Annotated in this window: 15 protein-coding genes; 13 read left to right on the top strand and 2 right to left on the bottom strand. The window is 46.1% G+C overall.

The window, feature by feature from the left end:
- Positions 1-7 precede the first annotated feature (7 nt).
- From L3Q72_RS22500 to L3Q72_RS22545, 10 genes are all read left to right on the top strand, one after another.
- Entirely contained in the window at positions 8-1,414 is a 1,407-nt protein-coding gene (locus tag L3Q72_RS22500) for an ATP-binding protein (RefSeq protein WP_275132795.1), read from the top strand.
- A 57-nt stretch (positions 1,415-1,471) separates the two neighbouring features.
- Positions 1,472-4,603 carry a DEAD/DEAH box helicase gene (locus tag L3Q72_RS22505; protein WP_275132796.1) on the top strand — a complete coding sequence of 1,044 codons (3,132 nt, stop codon included), beginning with the start codon at positions 1,472-1,474 and terminating at the stop codon, positions 4,601-4,603.
- A 4-nt stretch (positions 4,604-4,607) separates the two neighbouring features.
- Positions 4,608-5,447, top strand: coding sequence for an SWIM zinc finger family protein (locus L3Q72_RS22510; protein ID WP_275132797.1), 840 nt, complete (start codon positions 4,608-4,610; stop codon positions 5,445-5,447).
- Positions 5,448-5,487: 40 nt separating this feature from the next.
- Complete coding sequence (locus tag L3Q72_RS22515) at positions 5,488-5,772, top strand: hypothetical protein (protein WP_275132798.1); 285 nt, start codon at positions 5,488-5,490, stop codon at positions 5,770-5,772.
- Positions 5,773-6,002: 230 nt separating this feature from the next.
- The gene (locus tag L3Q72_RS22520) at positions 6,003-6,335 is read left to right on the top strand and encodes a helix-turn-helix domain-containing protein (RefSeq protein ID WP_275132799.1); all 333 of its coding nucleotides are present in this window, start codon (positions 6,003-6,005) and stop codon (positions 6,333-6,335) included.
- Entirely contained in the window at positions 6,328-7,734 is a 1,407-nt protein-coding gene (locus tag L3Q72_RS22525) for a HipA domain-containing protein (RefSeq protein ID WP_275132800.1), read from the top strand. Before L3Q72_RS22520 ends, L3Q72_RS22525 begins: the two co-directional genes overlap by 8 nt.
- Positions 7,735-8,559: 825 nt before the next feature.
- Positions 8,560-9,336 (top strand): type IV toxin-antitoxin system AbiEi family antitoxin, encoded by a 777-nt coding sequence (locus L3Q72_RS22530; RefSeq protein WP_275132801.1) that lies wholly within the window; start codon positions 8,560-8,562, stop codon positions 9,334-9,336.
- A 2-nt stretch (positions 9,337-9,338) separates the two neighbouring features.
- Positions 9,339-10,262, top strand: a complete 924-nt coding sequence (locus L3Q72_RS22535) for a nucleotidyl transferase AbiEii/AbiGii toxin family protein (protein ID WP_275132802.1) — start codon at positions 9,339-9,341, stop codon at positions 10,260-10,262.
- Between the two features lie 27 nt (positions 10,263-10,289).
- On the top strand, positions 10,290-11,543 hold the full coding sequence (locus tag L3Q72_RS22540; protein ID WP_275132803.1) for a hypothetical protein: 1,254 nt from the start codon (positions 10,290-10,292) through the stop codon (positions 11,541-11,543).
- Positions 11,456-11,971, top strand: a complete 516-nt coding sequence (locus L3Q72_RS22545; protein WP_275132804.1) for a hypothetical protein — start codon at positions 11,456-11,458, stop codon at positions 11,969-11,971. Before L3Q72_RS22540 ends, L3Q72_RS22545 begins: the two co-directional genes overlap by 88 nt.
- A gap of 235 nt (positions 11,972-12,206) precedes the next feature.
- Here the strand turns inward: L3Q72_RS22545 and L3Q72_RS22550 are convergent, their stop codons facing one another.
- Positions 12,207-12,557: a hypothetical protein gene (locus L3Q72_RS22550; protein WP_275130849.1), complete on the bottom strand. Its 351-nt coding sequence runs from the start codon at positions 12,555-12,557 to the stop codon at positions 12,207-12,209.
- A 203-nt stretch (positions 12,558-12,760) separates the two neighbouring features.
- Here L3Q72_RS22550 and istA point away from each other — a divergent pair, with 203 nt between their 5' ends.
- The 3 genes from istA to L3Q72_RS22565 are packed head-to-tail and all read left to right on the top strand — an operon-like array spanning position 12,761 to position 15,181.
- Complete coding sequence (gene istA / locus L3Q72_RS22555; RefSeq protein WP_275130850.1) at positions 12,761-14,257, top strand: IS21 family transposase; 1,497 nt, start codon at positions 12,761-12,763, stop codon at positions 14,255-14,257.
- Positions 14,247-15,005 carry an IS21-like element helper ATPase IstB gene (gene istB / locus L3Q72_RS22560; RefSeq protein ID WP_275130851.1) on the top strand — a complete coding sequence of 253 codons (759 nt, stop codon included), beginning with the start codon at positions 14,247-14,249 and terminating at the stop codon, positions 15,003-15,005. Before istA ends, istB begins: the two co-directional genes overlap by 11 nt.
- The gene (locus tag L3Q72_RS22565; RefSeq protein ID WP_275130852.1) at positions 15,005-15,181 is read left to right on the top strand and encodes a hypothetical protein; all 177 of its coding nucleotides are present in this window, start codon (positions 15,005-15,007) and stop codon (positions 15,179-15,181) included. Before istB ends, L3Q72_RS22565 begins: the two co-directional genes overlap by 1 nt.
- Positions 15,182-15,313: 132 nt before the next feature.
- Here L3Q72_RS22565 and L3Q72_RS22570 read toward each other — a convergent pair whose 3' ends face one another.
- Positions 15,314-15,520 (bottom strand): hypothetical protein, encoded by a 207-nt coding sequence (locus L3Q72_RS22570; RefSeq protein WP_275132805.1) that lies wholly within the window; start codon positions 15,518-15,520, stop codon positions 15,314-15,316.
- Between the last annotated feature and the right edge of the window lie 97 nt (positions 15,521-15,617).

The raw sequence follows: 15,617 nt of genomic DNA on the forward strand, positions 1-15,617 counted from the left end.
TGATAAGGTGTTTGCAGGAAGGCGCAATGAACTGAAAATACTAAATAAAACTTACGCCAAAGAAGGGGAAAGAGCTAAGCTTATCGTTTATAAAGGTAGACGTCGTGTCGGTAAGAGTACACTGATTGAATTCTTTATGTCTAAGCTTGGCGTTAAGTGTTTCAAGATAATTGGTCAACCGCCTGCCAAGGTGAACCGCACAGCTACAGAGCTTAGTAATTTTGCTCAACAGTTGAGTGAGCAGTTCAATATACAAAAACCAGCATTTGCTGACTGGGATGCCGCTCTCTCTATGCTCGGTGATCTTGTCTCTGATGGTAACTGCGTACTGATGATTGATGAGATAAACTGGCTCGGGAAAACTCATGATGATATCACCACGGTTCTGTTTACAGTATGGGAGAGTAAACTAAAGCATATTAAGGGCTTTACTCTTATTCTTACAGGCTCACTTGCTGGATGGATTCTAGAAAATCTCTCAGAATCGACAGGATGGTATGGTCGCATAAACCTTGACGCAACTTTAACGCCACTGCCGTTGCAGGATGCTTTAGATATCATTCCCAAGGATGTAAAAAAGCGAATGAGTAAAGCTGAGCAGATCCGCTACATGCTCGTTTCTGGCGGCATACCCAGTTATTTGCAATCATTTAACTATCATGAGTCACTGGAAGATAACCTTAAGTTACTGGCTTTTTCATCAAGCGGAGAGTTATTCCGAGAGTATGACACTTTGATGAAAGATCTGTTTCGGGCAAAGGGGACTCGAATAAAACAAATTTTGGACGCGCTTTCAAAAGGGAACCTGACAGCTTTAGAGATTGCCAGGAAGTTAAAGCTTGAGAGACCTAATGGGCATCTCTATAGTGACCTTCTTATGATGCAACATAGTTCGTTTATTACCCCAATGTATAAGTGGAATTTTAACGAGGGGGGACTTGTGTATCACGATCCCGTCTATGTAATTACCGACCCATATTTACGGTTTTACTACAAGGCGATATTTCCCCATAACAAGGCCATAACTCATGGCTCCGCTCCGCTTCCGTCGAATTTGGACTCTTTGTTGGGGCTTCAGTTTGAGTATGTTATGCGTGAAAACGTAGAGCTACTATATGAAGCTTTGGGCTTAAGCGCTGGAGATGTCTTAAATGCCGCTCCATATCAAAGTAAGGGTGTTCAGATTGATTGGCTGATAGAGACAAAACGATATTTTTACATTGTTGAATTTAAGTTTCAGTCCAAACCTCTAGATACAAGCTTGCTTAGGGATATGGACAAGAAAATTATTAAGGTGGATTTTCCTTCGGAAAAGAGTATTCGGACAGTGGTTGTGCATGTTAATGGAGCGAGTCAAAAAGTCGAACAAAGCGGAATAATCGACTATTCATTAAATCTATGTGACCTTATCTAAAGGTTTGACGGGCCGATATAAGGTATGCGGCTCTATTTGGGTGGAATAAGTATAACAATGAAGATCATACACGGCTCCTGGTTTCCCGCACACGAGCAGGAATTTATTCAGACCGGGCAATTTTGTATCTGGGTTGAGACTGAAAACAAAAACCGGCAGTCTGGTACAGATATCCACCCACGTCACCTGCGAGGCAAGGCGCTGCGCGAGTTCCTGCGGTCTGAACTAAAGCTGGTAAAGAGCACGCATCCTCTTTTGGAGAAAAGCTATATCCAGCAAAGGATACAGCTTCCGTCAGTAAACGAAGATAACGCAAGCAGCGTACCACTGGCGTCACCGGAACTGAGCAGCAGTCTGGATGAGACTCCTGATAAAATCTGTCTCAAACCCTGGTCAGTGGAATGCTTTTCAGTGGAACTGCCCCTGCAGGCCATTAATCAGATTTATTTCCTTATTCAGAGCCTGGATGCAGAGATCCGTCCGGGTAGCGATTTTCTTTTTTGGTACCGGTTCAGCCGTTCCGTTCAGCAAGTGATCCGTAAAGAGCAGTATATCCCCGGTCTCCTGCAGCGTGAGTTTTCTGCCACCGGAGAAGCGCATGGAGAGATCTACCGTAACTGGCAGATAGTCTCTTCCGACCACGAGGACTTGCTTGCACAGATGGTAAAACAGATGCCGCCAGTTTGCTCGCAAGGCTTTGAGCCACAAAGTTTGTTGCGCCATTTCTCCGAAGTAACCATAAATCAGGTACTGGATCTGGCGAGTATCAAGACCCCGCAAAGCGTGTGTAAAAAATTCAGCAATACTTTTCTGGAAGACTTTTTTACCCCGGAACTTCTGCTTGGCTCTGGCAAAGAACTGCAGGCCGGATATAGTGCCTGGTACGCCTGGCAGCAGAACATCAATGAACTGACACAAGATAACCGGCTGCAGATCTGTTTTCGTCTGCATGAAGCAGACTCAGTGCAGGCCGACAACTGGTCGATTCAGTTTATTGCGGTTTCGGGGCAATCTCCTGCATTCCGACAGGAGTTGTCTACCTACTGGAATCTTTCTGCGAAGGAAAAGCAAAAACTGGCCGGTATGTTGCCGGAAGATTTTGAGCACCAGCTACTGCTCAGGCTGGGTGCCGCTGCCCGTATCTACCCCAAATTATGGCAGGGTATGAGAACAAGCCAGCCTCAGTCGCTGCAACTGACAATGGATGAGGCTTTTGCATTTCTGAAAGAGACTGCGTGGATACTTGAAGATGCAGGATTTAAAGTGATGATCCCATCCTGGTGGACACCGAAAGGGCGTCAAAAAGCCAGGATCCGTCTGCGATCACCAGGTAAACAAAAATCCACATCTTCAGCCGCCGTCAGCAGTGGGCAACTGGCTCTGGATAACCTGATTGATTACAGCTATGAACTGGCAATTGGCGACCAACCTGTTACCGAGCAGGAATGGGCGCAACTGGTATCCGCGCAAACACCACTGATACAGTTCAGAGGTCAGTGGATGGAACTGGAGCCGGATAAGATGCGCCATATGCTGGAGTTCTGGCATCAAAACGGGACTAATTCCGCCAGCTTAGCTGCCCCTGATTTGTTAAAGATGCTGGTTGAGCAGGAAGATATTTATGAACTCGACCCGCAATCTGGTCTGGCTGCCATGATGGAAAAACTCAGCGATGAATCGGAGCTGGAGCAGTTGGATAACCCGGCGGGTTTAAATGCCGAGTTGCGCGATTATCAGAAGCGAGGTGTATCCTGGCTGCGTTACCTTGAACAGTTAGGGCTCAACGGTTGTCTGGCTGATGATATGGGCCTGGGGAAAACCATCCAGGTGATCGCCAATCTTGTGTTGGATACCGAATCTGCTAATGGTAACGATTCTGCTGAAAGCAAGCCGCCTGATCAGGGGGCGACTCTGCTGATCGCCCCGACTTCGGTGATAGGTAACTGGCAAAAAGAGGTACAAAAGTTTGCTCCGCAACTGAGTACTGCTATTCACCATGGTGGCGACAGAGTAAAAAATGCCGCAGATTTTCAGGCACTCTGTCGCGATAAGGATATGCTGATCACTTCATACAGCCTGGCGCGTAAGGACATTAAACTGCTGGGACAGGTTAACTGGCAGCGCGTCGTGCTGGATGAGGCGCAGAACATCAAGAATCCAAAGTCAGCACAGACTAAAGCTATCTTTAAGCTGAAGGCGAATTCCCGGCTGGCGTTAACCGGTACCCCAGTGGAAAACCGGCTGATGGATCTGTGGTCGATATTCAACTTCCTAAACCCCGGGTATCTGGGTACCCAGGCTCAGTTTCGCAAAGCCTACGAATCCCCTATTCAGCAGGAACACAATTCCGGCCGCTCTGCCTTGCTTAAAAAGCTGGTCGGGCCGTTTATCCTGCGCCGGATGAAAACGGACAAGAATATTATTAAGGATCTGCCCGACAAGCTGGAAAACAAACAGTACTGTAATCTGAGTAAAGAGCAGGCGGCGTTTTATGAGGTGGTGGTTAAAGAGACGGCCAGACAACTGGAAGAGAAGGAAGGCATTGAACGTCAGGGCCTGATGCTGTCGACGCTGATGCAGCTCAAGCAGATCTGTAACCACCCGATGCAGTTTTTGCAGGATGGTAGTGAATTCTCAGCCGAGCGTTCGAATAAGCTGGAGCGTATCTGCGATATGCTGGATGAGGTACAGGCAGAAGGCGAAAGTGCGCTTATCTTTACTCAGTTTACCGAGATAGGAGAACAACTGGTACGCTATCTTGAGCAGAAAAAGCGTATCCGCTGTTTTTATCTGCATGGTGGCGTAGCACGCAGCAAGCGCGAAGCGATGATCCGGGAGTTTCAGGATCCGGCCACGGAGCCGGCGGTATTTGTTCTGTCGCTTAAGGCTGGAGGTGTCGGTATTACGCTAACCCGGGCTAATCATGTATTCCACTTTGACCGTTGGTGGAACCCGGCAGTTGAAGACCAGGCAACCGACCGCGCCTTCCGTATCGGTCAGGACAAGAGTGTTTTTGTGCATAAGTTCATAACTGCAGGTACGCTGGAAGAACGGATTGATCAAATGATTGAAGACAAGAAACGGGTTGCAGACAGCATCGTCGGTAACGATGAGAGCTGGCTGGCCAAGCTGGACAACGAAACCTTTAAAGAGCTGATTGCTCTGAACAGACAGTCAATCATGGAGTAGAGCGGTGAGTACAACAAGCAGAACCTGGTGGGGCAAAAAATTTATCGATGCTCTGGAAGGCTTTACCGACAGTGGCCGCCTGTCCCGTGGCCGTGCATATCGAACTGATAAGCGCATCAAGCAGTGGCAGGTCCGCAACAGCAAGGTGACGGCCAGGATACTGGGTAACGCCAACCCTTATTTCGGTGTTTATGAAGCACCTATCTATAACACCAGTGTGGCACTGGCACCCATATCAGCCAAAGAGTGGGAGAAGGTTATCGCCTCTATCGGCAACAACGCCGCTTCGGTTTGTAAGCTGATGACAAATGAAATGCCGGATGATATTGAAGAGATATTCAGAGCAGTAAAACTGCATCTGCTCCCGGTCAGTTACAACGACTTCAGTGTTTCTTGTTCCTGTCCGGATTATGCGGTGCCATGCAAACATATCGCTGGTGTCTGCTACCGTCTGAGTGAGCAACTTGATAGTGACCCGTTTCTGCTGTTTGAATTACGCGGTCTACCCCGTAAGGATCTGCAGAAGCAGCTTGGGCGTTCACCTTTGGGCAAGGTTCTTCTTCAGTCGCTGCTTGCCGCACAAGCAACACCCCCACCCCAAAGCAGCTACTTTACCCGGCCACAACCACTAGAGATAACTGAACCTGCTGACACAAACAGCTTTTGGCACGGCCAGGAGCCGTTGCGGGAAGATCCTCACTCCAGCAATGATGCACTTATCCCGGCGCTAATCATTAAAAAAGGTGGTGATTACCCCTCATTCTGGCAGCGGGACGATTCCTATATAGAGGCGATGGAGGAGTTTTACTTACGCCTTAGAAATAACAGCCGGAAGTTCTTATAGGTTGGTTAAAAATGCAGTTAATACCGAAGAGGAAGGGCAAATGTGTTCTGATGATGACGCGATAAAAATTCATAAGTGCAAAGTAAAATTGGCAGATTTATCTTCTTCTATCCAGATATACCAAGAAGAGGGTGAAGAGTGGCAACTTTCTTTAAGTCGTTGCGCAACAATGGAGGATCTTGAGAATAATCATTACCTTGAATGCGAGGGCGATATAATTGAGCAAACGGTAATCTCAATAGTTTATTGCCCATATTGTGGTGAGAAACTTTCGGATTCAACTCCCGAAGTGAGTTTTCGCCAACATGACTTCTCTAGATGGTAACAAATGGAGTTCGTTCGCCATCCATTTTTAGGGATGAGTTGAAGGTTATTGCGGGTGCATTAAAGTGAGTTATAATTCACATATATTAAATTTAGGCTGTCCTTTTATCTAAAAGTTCCTTTTTATGTACTTATAGGCATCTTTTTGTGTACCATTCCCAAAAGTGTATTATTATTGACTTATGCCTGTCAAATGGTTGGTTTTCGTTAAAAGTGCATAAAAAGGTATTTATGAAAAAGGGCAAAATGGTAAAAGCTCAACCCATGCCGAATTTGAATTCAGAGTTCAGCATGGAAGTGCTTGGTAACGCGATTAGATCTAAGCGCACCGAAAGAGGTTGGCGCATTGATGACCTTGCGCTGAAAGCCGATCTATCACGCAGAACTGTTATGAAGATAGAAAAGGGTGACTCCAACGTAACTTTTTCAAATGTCATACTTTTAATGGACATGTTAGGGCTTTCGCTGCGTCTGATAAATTTGAGCGAGAAGTTGAACCAGCCCAGTAGTATGACTATGCCAGACTCTCAAAGCATTAAGACTGAGGACGGTTGGTATGAGTAAACTACAGCGATTAGATGTATTCATAGGTACAAGCACCAAGGTTGGTACTCTTATGCTGCCAGTTGGCTCAGAGACAGATTTTTCATTCAATTATGCTCCTACCTGGATTGAAACTGGCTTCCCAATCTCGCCACATATCCCATTCAATGGTAAAGCTGAATCACGCAGTATCGAGAACTACCTCAGAAACCTTCTACCCGAAGGTGAAGCGTTTGATGAGATGGTGCAGAACACGACAATTTCCAGAAACAATACCTTCGCCCTCATTCGAAAGCTTGGCTCGGAGACATCAGGTGCATTGTCTTTTCGTATTCCGGATACAGAACCGGAAGAAACCAGTTTCCGACTTGTAACCGAAGAAGAGCTGGTGGATCGCTTAGAGCACAGCCTGGCCCCACTAGTCTATTGGGATGGGAAAGTCCGCCTGTCAGTAGCTGGTGTGCAAAGTAAGCTCAACCTATTGAAGATAAATGATGAGTGGGGATTTGGGGAAGGCAAACTCAGCTCAAACTACATCTTGAAGTTCGAAAGCGGTAAAGCCCCGTGTATCGCTGTAAACGAGTTCTTCTGCATGACTCTGGCAAAATTTATGGGCTTGGATGTAGCCAACGTAGAGCTGGCTCGTGTAGGTAAAACCAGAACCTTAATCATTGAACGGTTTGACCGTAACTTCGTGAAAGAGCGAGGTGTCGTTCAGCGCAGGCATGTTATTGATGGGTGCCAGGCCACGGACCTGCCACCAGGATATAAGTATGAGCGGCAAAATGGTGATACCGGTGATGGCGTTTACATGCGTGATGGTGTTTCCTTCCCGCGTTTACTTAAAGTAGAGACAGCCGACACCGTATTAACCAACCTAAAGCTAACTCAGTGGATGATCTTTAACTTGGCGACACTGAACTACGATGCCCACGGCAAGAATATCAGTTTCTTTGTTAAGAGAGGAGGCATCGAACTTGCGCCTTTCTATGATTTAGTAAATATCGAGGCGATAGCGCAAGAAGGCACAAAACGTAATGCGCGAACTGGCCAATTAACAGCGAAACAAGGGCGAGCGGCAAGTATTCCTCAGTACTTTGCTATGTCAGTTGGTGATTGGCAACATGAGGACTTTATGGCTCCCCCAAAAGGTAATTTTCAACGCCCTATCAGTGCTTATGACTTGGCAGAGTATGGAGAACTTCTGGGGTACTCCGGTACAAGAATGGCTAATTTAATCGTTGATACCGTTAATGCAATAAAGAAGGCCTTAGGCGCTGCGGAAAGTCACAGTATAGAGCAGGGGGTCAATGATGACGAACGTGCACACATTAAGTTATGTGTTTCGCTAATAAAAGCTGAATGTGAGTTCCTGCTAGAGCAGGCGAAAGGTGTGCCAGAAATGTATGAATTGCTTTAGTTGCATAGATTATTAATACGAGATTGGATGAAAAAGACTGTTTTGGTCTCAATTGGCTTGGACAACGATAAACTAAAAGTTATAGGTATTCTTTAGATACACAAGAACACGCAATAAAGCGTTTAATTTTCAAATGGTTGGGAGTTTTAAAACAAGGAAGAAAACTTGGAGCGTGCAGCGGGAATCGAACCCGCATCATCAGCTTGGAAGGCTTAAAGGGGAGAGTGAAATATATTGTTATATATCAGTGAGTTAGGTTGAGTGTTGGCATGTTTCGCATTGCCTTTTTTCGCCATTTTTCACCGCAAATGGTCTCCTTTTGGCCCCCGAAATTTTCTTCAGCTTGCATACCATCCACTCGTTTTGGCTCCCTGTTTGCAGGTAGTTAAAAATTACAATAACTTATCCAAAACCGGAATTTTTCTGAGTTTCGATGTTGCAAAAATGCAACATACTTGCGGGTGAAAAATGCCATATTTTTTGAGGGAGGAGAGTATAAATTTTTCAGGTTTCAGCAGCAACGGTATCAATCACAGTTTAGGATACCGAGATTCGTTTCGCGGAAAGTGAGCTGACTCGGTTTGTTTACTTTCAGAATGATTCGTGGATTTCGCTGTATAGAGAGTTTTGATTGAGTGTTTTTGGTTTATATATGTGCTAATTTAATTACCTGTAGTATGAAAATATCCAAAATAATGAACTGAGTGACTTAAGCGAGGTATTTGTAATGGTTTGCTAAATCATGACATTTATAACTTTGAGTGTTAAAATCGAAGAATATATAAACTACTAGTTTGTGATTTTATAAATTTTTGGACTCTAAGTATGAATAATCAGTCAAAGATAAACTGGCTTGTCAATCACACCGCTCCGGGTTCGTTGGTATTGCAGCCGTGGTTAGTTGAAAACGGAATAAGCCATTCATTAACCCAAAGATACGCACAAAGTGGTTGGCTGTACCGCTTGATGAATGGTGTATATTACCGTCCTGACATGAAGACAAACCGTCAGCCAGACTGGGCCGATGCCTTGCAAGCGTTGTCCGAGCAGCTACATTTCGATATTCACCTTTCTGGACTGACTAGTCTGACTTATCAGGGGCTCAGCCATTATCTGGTTTTGAGCTCAGAGAAAGTCTGGGTCGGAACAAAAGAGAAAGCATCATTACCTAAGTGGTTTCGAGAGTTTCCCAACCAAGAGTGGCTTTACTGTAGAAACAGCCGCCTTTCTGAAGTGACGGAAAAAGACTTTACCGTCTTGGTTGTTGATGGCAAAGAGCTAACAGCAAGTTCACCTGAGCTTGCTGCATACGAAGTCGTTGATGCTATAGGTAAACATATCAGTTTTGAACACGCCGCAGAGTTATTTCAAGGGCTAGTGAACTTAAGTCCACGCAAAGTTCAGTCATTGCTTAATCGCAGTAAAGCGGTCCAAACAAACCGTGTTTTTTTGTATCTAGGTCATCACCATGATCATCAATGGGTAAAACGATTGGACGAAACCCAAATTGAGCTAGGCTCAGGTAAACGGCAAGTTGTTCCTAACGGAAGATACGACGAGAAATACAAAATCACTGTTCCAGAGTCTCTGAGCATAAGGTAACAATGAACAAGAACTCCATTTATTATCAGCAGGTAAAGCTTCTTATCAGAATGTTGCCTGTAGTTGCAAAAGAGCAAGTATTCGCCCTCAAAGGCGGTACTGCAATTAACTTATTTATCCGGGATTTTCCGCGGCTATCGGTAGATATTGACTTGGCATACCTGCCACTAGAGCCAAGGGAAGAAGCACTTGAAAATGCCAAAGCAGCACTGCAGCGCATTACTGATAACATCAACTCTCAGCCAGATGTGAAAGCAAAATTTCAGGCTAATAAACCGGATGAGTTGCGAATTGTTGTCTCAAACAGTACCGCAACGGTAAAAATTGAGGTTTCACCCGTAGCCAGAGGGACGTTACATGAGCCTGAAGTTTTAGAAGTTGCTGAATCAGTAGAAGATGAGTTTGGGTATGCAGAAATCCCGGTGGTCAGTTTGCCTGATTTGTATGGTGGGAAAATATGTGCAGCGATGGACCGGCAGCACCCAAGGGACCTTTTTGATGTAAATATGCTGCTTGAGGCAGAAGGAATTTCAAGGGAAATATTTGTCGGATTTCTAACATATGCCCTTGGTCATCCACGACCTATTAACGAAGTGATGGCACCAAACTGGCAACCGCTAGAAACGAAGTTTCATGAAGAGTTTGAGGGGATGACGTTCAGGACGGTAGAGCTTCAGGATCTGGAAGAAACCCGTAGCGAGATGTTGAATGCCCTTAAAGTTCAGTTTACAGAAAGAGACCGTGATTTTTTGCTCAGCTTTAAACAAGGTGAGCCTGACTGGTCACTATTTGATGTTCCTTCGATTGAAGAACTACCTGCCATTCGCTGGAAGTTAATCAATTTAAACAAACTGAAAAGTCAAAACCCAGATAAGCATCAGGAGCTGTTTTCTAAACTTAATCAAGTTACAGAGGAATGGCTCTAACTGTGATTCGCTGAGAAACCATATCTTATGGATGAGTTAAGCGCTATAGAGCATAAAATCTCAATGTTAAAGGCAGAGTTAAGTCAGCTTGAAGCGAAAAGGCTGAAGTTGATTACTGCCAGAGATACGGAATTACCTGTAGGAAATGCCAGCCTGTCTCCGGAACAAAAAATTCAGCTGTTCCAAAGCTACTTCAATGGGAATTCAAGCTGCTATGCCGTTCGCTGGCAAAACAAGCAAGGACGCTCCGGATATTCGATTGCATGTCATAATGAGTGGCAACAGGGGCTTTGTAATAAGCCGAAAGTTAAATGTCTGGAATGTTCTAATCAATCTTTTAAGCCTTTTGATGGCAAAGCTATCTATGACCATTTATCCGGGAAATCCGTTGTTGGTTTATATCCGATGGATAGCGAGAGTCGATGTAGTCTCCTTTCCGTTGATTTCGATAAGGCAGACTGGAAAGAGGCATCGCTTGCTTATGCTGAAGCCTGTACACGTCACAGTATAGATTTTTTGCTTGAACGCTCTCGCTCAGGAAATGGTGCCCACGTATGGATATTCTTTAAAGGCAAAGTTGAAGCAGTTAGCGCCCGAAAGTTAGGGTTTATGCTACTTGATCAAGCAATGCAAATTCATGGCGCATTATCCTTTGACTCTTATGACCGCTTGTTTCCAAATCAGGATTATCTGCCTGTTGCTGGGATAGGTAACTTAATTGCTCTGCCACTTCAAAAGCATGCCAGATCGGGAGGGAACTCGGTATTTGTTGATTCAACGTTTACTCCCTATCAGGATCAATGGCAGATACTGGCCTCAACAAAAAGACTGGCGGTTGATGTATTGGAAAAGCTGATTAAGAACTACAGCTATGACGATGCTTCTGAAAAAGATGAAGCCACAATATTACCCTGGGAAAGAAACCTACCAGACACCCGTTCACTCATTATTGGATGTCCTGAATCCATAGAAATAACTTTGGCCAACAGAATTTACATTCCGGCAGAGTTATTGCCGAATGCTTTGATTGCCAGGTTTAAGAAACTGGCTTCGTTTTCAAACCCTCAGTTCTTTAAGGCACAGGGGCTGAGACTGTCAACAAATGGGTGTTTTGAAAGTGGCAGACGCACAAAAACACGCAGTAAGGCGTTTTATTTTCAAAGAGTTAGGAGGTATAAAAAAAGGAATAAAACTTGGAGCGTGCAGCGGGAATCGAACCCGCATCAAATGTTCCGGTTGAAAACGGAAAACTTACGATTGATGCCATTAAGCATTTACTGAAAATTTCAGCCCATGAATCCATTCATTTTCTTTCTTCTATTCCTGCTCCAATATGGGCCAGTGAAGGTCTTGCAGAGTACTACGCCAAAAAGTCGCTCATGGAAACGTCATACAGATATTTAGACCCCGTTGAGTACTGGCAGTCTATAGCTCCTAATTTTCCGAATAGAAAGACGGGGTTGTATATTGCGAATGATGAAGTGGTCAAAAAACATAACTATCAATACTATGGTTTATTTTATACAAAGGGTGTGGCTTTTTGGGCAGATCTTGATAACGAGCTAGGTTTTAAAGGAGATTCACTTAGTAGATATCTCCCTATCTTAAATACGGAGTGGGAAACACAACTTCCGAAACAATTCGTTGATGCTATAACGGAAAAAATAGGTATCCAGCGCTGGGTGGAAATAGAGAAAAAATATCTATAATTTTTACTAACGCAATGAATTGCGTAAATATGCTGTAAATAACGGTCTAAAACCGCCACTATTTGCCGCAGATCTTTAAAGTCTAAATTTCCCAGAGCCTAAATACCTCCACAAAGAATGATCTCTGTTCAGGTAAATTTTCAGGCTAAAACAGGCAAGATTTTCAGAGTAGAGCTATAACAAGAAGTGCCGTGAGAACGGCATGACGCCATATTTGATTTGGCGATCACCGACGTCATGCCTTACCAGCCCGCGCATGGTGCGCGACCCTCTTAAGTGTTGCTGTAGAAGAGGAATAAATCCAGCCCTCATCGGCCTTTTTTTGCCGATGCCTGATTCCAGCCGACTGTTCAATTGCCAACGCTGCCATAAGCAAGTGATCATCTGTACCCGGTGTGATCGCGGTAACCGCTATTGTTCTGACGGGTGTGCTGAAAAAGCCCGTGCAGACTCCCTCAAAAGAGCGGCGATGAAATACCAGCAAAGTCGTCAGGGAAAGCACAATAACGCCCTGCGTCAAAAGCGCTATCGTGCCCGCCAAAAAGAAAAAGTAACGCATCAGGGTTCCGCCCCTGCTCATAGCCATGTTGTACTGCGTGCAAAGCCGGTTTCTCCGTCAATAAGTCAGTACAAGGGACCGTCAACGGCGATGCTCTGCTGCCACTTCTGTGGATGTGCCTGTCAGCCGTATTTACGCTCCCATTTTCTGACTACGGGACGGTTTCACCGCTCGCGCAGCAGACATGAGTCCGCTGCTGTCAGGGTTTATCACCTCACAGGAGGCCACTCATGACGATAGACCAAGCCCTTGAAGCAAAAATATTGCGTTATTATCACGTCGAGAAATGGCGTGTCGGCACCATTGCCAGTGAACTGAACGTGCATCACAGTGTGGTTGACCGGGTGTTGTCGCAAGCAGGGATACCTAAAGCCCGGCGCACCAGTCGTCCACTGCTGATTGACCCCTATTTACCCTTTATCCTTAAAACTCTCAACGACTTCCCTAAGCTCACCGCTGCACGGTTGTATGAGATGGTTCGTCAGCGTGGTTACCCCGGTAAACCCAGCCAGTTCCGTCATCATATTGCTCAGCTTCGCCCTAAACCGGCCCCCGAAGCCTACCTGCGATTAAGGACCCTGCCAGCTGAGCAGGGTCAGGTTGACTGGGGGCATTTCGGTTACATTGAGGTGGGCAAAGCCAAACGTCCCCTGATGGCGTTCGTGATGGTGCTGAGCTTCTCGCGTGCAATCTTCCTGCGCTTTTACTTAAACCAGCAAATGGAGAGCTTCCTGCGTGGGCATGTCGCAGCCTTCAACACCTGGGGCGGCCTTCCCAGAGTTCTTTTGTATGACAATTTACGCTCAGCGGTATTAGAGCGCCAGGGTAATGCCATTCGATATCACCCTACCTTACTGGCTCTGGCTGCACATTATCACTTCGAACCTCGCCCCGTCGCAGTCGCCAGAGGAAATGAAAAAGGTCGGGTAGAGCGGGCGATCCGCTATATCCGGGATAACTTCTTCGCCGGTCGCCAGTGGCGTGATCTGGAAGACCTAAACGCTCAGGCGGCGCACTGGTGTCAGCACCAAAGCATGGAACGTACATGTCCGGAAAACCGGGACATGACCGTGCTGGAAGCCTTCAACGAAGAGCGGCCACTGCTGCTTCCCTTACCAGATACGCCGTTTAACACGGATGAGCGAAAGGCATTACGCTCTGGCAAAACACCTTACCTGCGCTTCGACCGCAATGACTACTCGATCCCGCATACGTTGGTGCAAAAGCCGTTAACCCTTTATGCCAGTCTGACCCGGGTACGGATCTCCGATGGTGAATGCTGTGTTGCCGAACACCGGCGCAGTTTTAGCCAGGGCGAGCAAATTGAAGATAGCGCTCACATTGACGCTCTGGTGGCACACAAGGCGAAGGCCAGGCAACATCGAGGGCAGCATCGTCTGCGCCAGGCCTGCTCCAATATCGATACCTTACTGGAGCAGGCCGTTAGCCGGGGACATACCCTGAGAGGGACGGTTAAGGCACTTATCGCCTTGCTGGATGACTATGGCTGTGAGGCATTTAATCTGGCGGTCAATATGGCGCTGACTAAACAGGTACCGTACCCGGGTGGGGTTCAGCAAATTCTCGAACAACGCCGGGAGCAGCATCAGTTACCACCGCCTGTTCCCATGAACTTGCCCCTGCAGGCGCAGGGATATCAGATCAAGTTAGCCAGCCTCGCCGATTACGATCAACTCAATACCCGGGAGTCAGACGATGAGCAGTGATAAAGAAATCCTGAAAGTACAGGCTAACATGCTCAGACTCTATGGCCTGCAAGCGCATTGGGCTGAGTTGACAGAAGAGCAACAGCAATGGCTGAGCGTCTGGTTCAACTGGGAGCTTACTGAACGTCAGCAGCGCTCATTAGAGCGTCGGTTGCGAAGCGCCAAACTGGGACACTTCAAACCACTGGCAGAGTTCGACTGGGACTGGCCACAGCACATTGATCAACAGACTATCCATGAACTCATGCAACTGACCTTCTTCGCTGAAGCCAGTAACGTGATCCTAATAGGCAGTAACGGGGTTGGCAAATCCACTATCGCGCAGAATCTGGCCCATCAGGCGGTGATTGAAGGGCATACAGCCCTGTTTATCACAGCGGCTAATATGCTCAGCGACCTGGCAGCACAGGATGGCGATAACGCTTTGCGGCGCAGACTTAAACACTATGCTCAACCCGACCTGTTGGTGATAGATGAAATCGGTTATCTCTCTTACTCAAATCGTCATGCTGACTTACTGTTCGAGATCGTCAACCGCCGTTACGAGCAACGCTCAACGGTGATCACGACCAACCGGGTCTTCAGTGAATGGAACGAAGTCTTCCCCAACTCAGCTTGTGTTGTCTCACTTGTCGATCGGCTCGTACATCACAGCGAGATCCTCACTATCGAAGGCGAGTCCTACCGGATCAAAGAAGCCAAAGAGCAGGCAGAAAAACGTAAACCAACCAGGCGGGGGAAAAACTGATGAGAAGAATAGCGGTGACCATATACTGGTCTGCGGAAGAAGCGGACACCGTTTACCAGTTCCTTGGCGAGCTGAGAGAAGTTATCTGGCAAATCTATGGTCAGGATATAGAGGAAATGTACCGGGAAGCAACATCACAGGAAACGGATAGCTTTAACGATGATCTGACGTTCTAAATCTACAGCGCCAGTGAAGGTCGCGATCTGTCCTCAAAAAACTGCGGCAAATAGTCGCGGTTCTTCACCGGCGTTAACATATGCAAACATTTACTTTCACACCATAGAGAGCAAACTAGAAAATGAGCGCTGTTATTCATGTTCTCCTAGCAATTCCGTCTTAAGCTCTTCTAGCTTGGTTTGCAGCTCATTCGTCAGGTTCATATGATGCAGCACATCCCGGTCCATACCACCACATTTTTCACCTCTGTGCTTACTTCCAAATGTGTAAGCACTGGCAGTACTAAAAATAATAAGAAGAGCAGCAGCGGCTAGTACAATTTTTTTTGAGGTTTTCATAAATTAATTCTTAATCAACTTTACTTATATAAGCTGTTCTTCACAGCGGTTGAGTATAGAATAAAATATGGCCTGTAAAGGAACGTATAGAAAGCGT

The sequence above is a fragment of the Vibrio sp. JC009 genome (genome assembly GCF_029016485.1).
Lineage (GTDB): Bacteria > Pseudomonadota > Gammaproteobacteria > Enterobacterales > Vibrionaceae > Vibrio.

Excerpts from the sequence above, each read along its gene's own strand:
- L3Q72_RS22520 (WP_275132799.1), top strand. The coding sequence starts at position 6,003 with ATGAAAAAGGGCAAAATGGTAAAAGCTCAACCCATGCCGAATTTGAAT.
- L3Q72_RS22505 (WP_275132796.1), top strand. The coding sequence starts at position 1,472 with ATGAAGATCATACACGGCTCCTGGTTTCCCGCACACGAGCAGGAATTT.
- L3Q72_RS22525 (WP_275132800.1), top strand. The coding sequence starts at position 6,328 with ATGAGTAAACTACAGCGATTAGATGTATTCATAGGTACAAGCACCAAG.
- L3Q72_RS22535 (WP_275132802.1), top strand. The coding sequence starts at position 9,339 with ATGAACAAGAACTCCATTTATTATCAGCAGGTAAAGCTTCTTATCAGA.
- L3Q72_RS22515 (WP_275132798.1), top strand. The coding sequence starts at position 5,488 with ATGTGTTCTGATGATGACGCGATAAAAATTCATAAGTGCAAAGTAAAA.
- L3Q72_RS22565 (WP_275130852.1), top strand. The coding sequence starts at position 15,005 with ATGAGAAGAATAGCGGTGACCATATACTGGTCTGCGGAAGAAGCGGAC.
- L3Q72_RS22540 (WP_275132803.1), top strand. The coding sequence starts at position 10,290 with ATGGATGAGTTAAGCGCTATAGAGCATAAAATCTCAATGTTAAAGGCA.
- istA (WP_275130850.1), top strand. The coding sequence starts at position 12,761 with ATGACGATAGACCAAGCCCTTGAAGCAAAAATATTGCGTTATTATCAC.
- L3Q72_RS22570 (WP_275132805.1), bottom strand. The coding sequence starts at position 15,520 with ATGAAAACCTCAAAAAAAATTGTACTAGCCGCTGCTGCTCTTCTTATT.
- istB (WP_275130851.1), top strand. The coding sequence starts at position 14,247 with ATGAGCAGTGATAAAGAAATCCTGAAAGTACAGGCTAACATGCTCAGA.
- L3Q72_RS22550 (WP_275130849.1), bottom strand. The coding sequence starts at position 12,557 with ATGGCTATGAGCAGGGGCGGAACCCTGATGCGTTACTTTTTCTTTTTG.
- L3Q72_RS22530 (WP_275132801.1), top strand. The coding sequence starts at position 8,560 with ATGAATAATCAGTCAAAGATAAACTGGCTTGTCAATCACACCGCTCCG.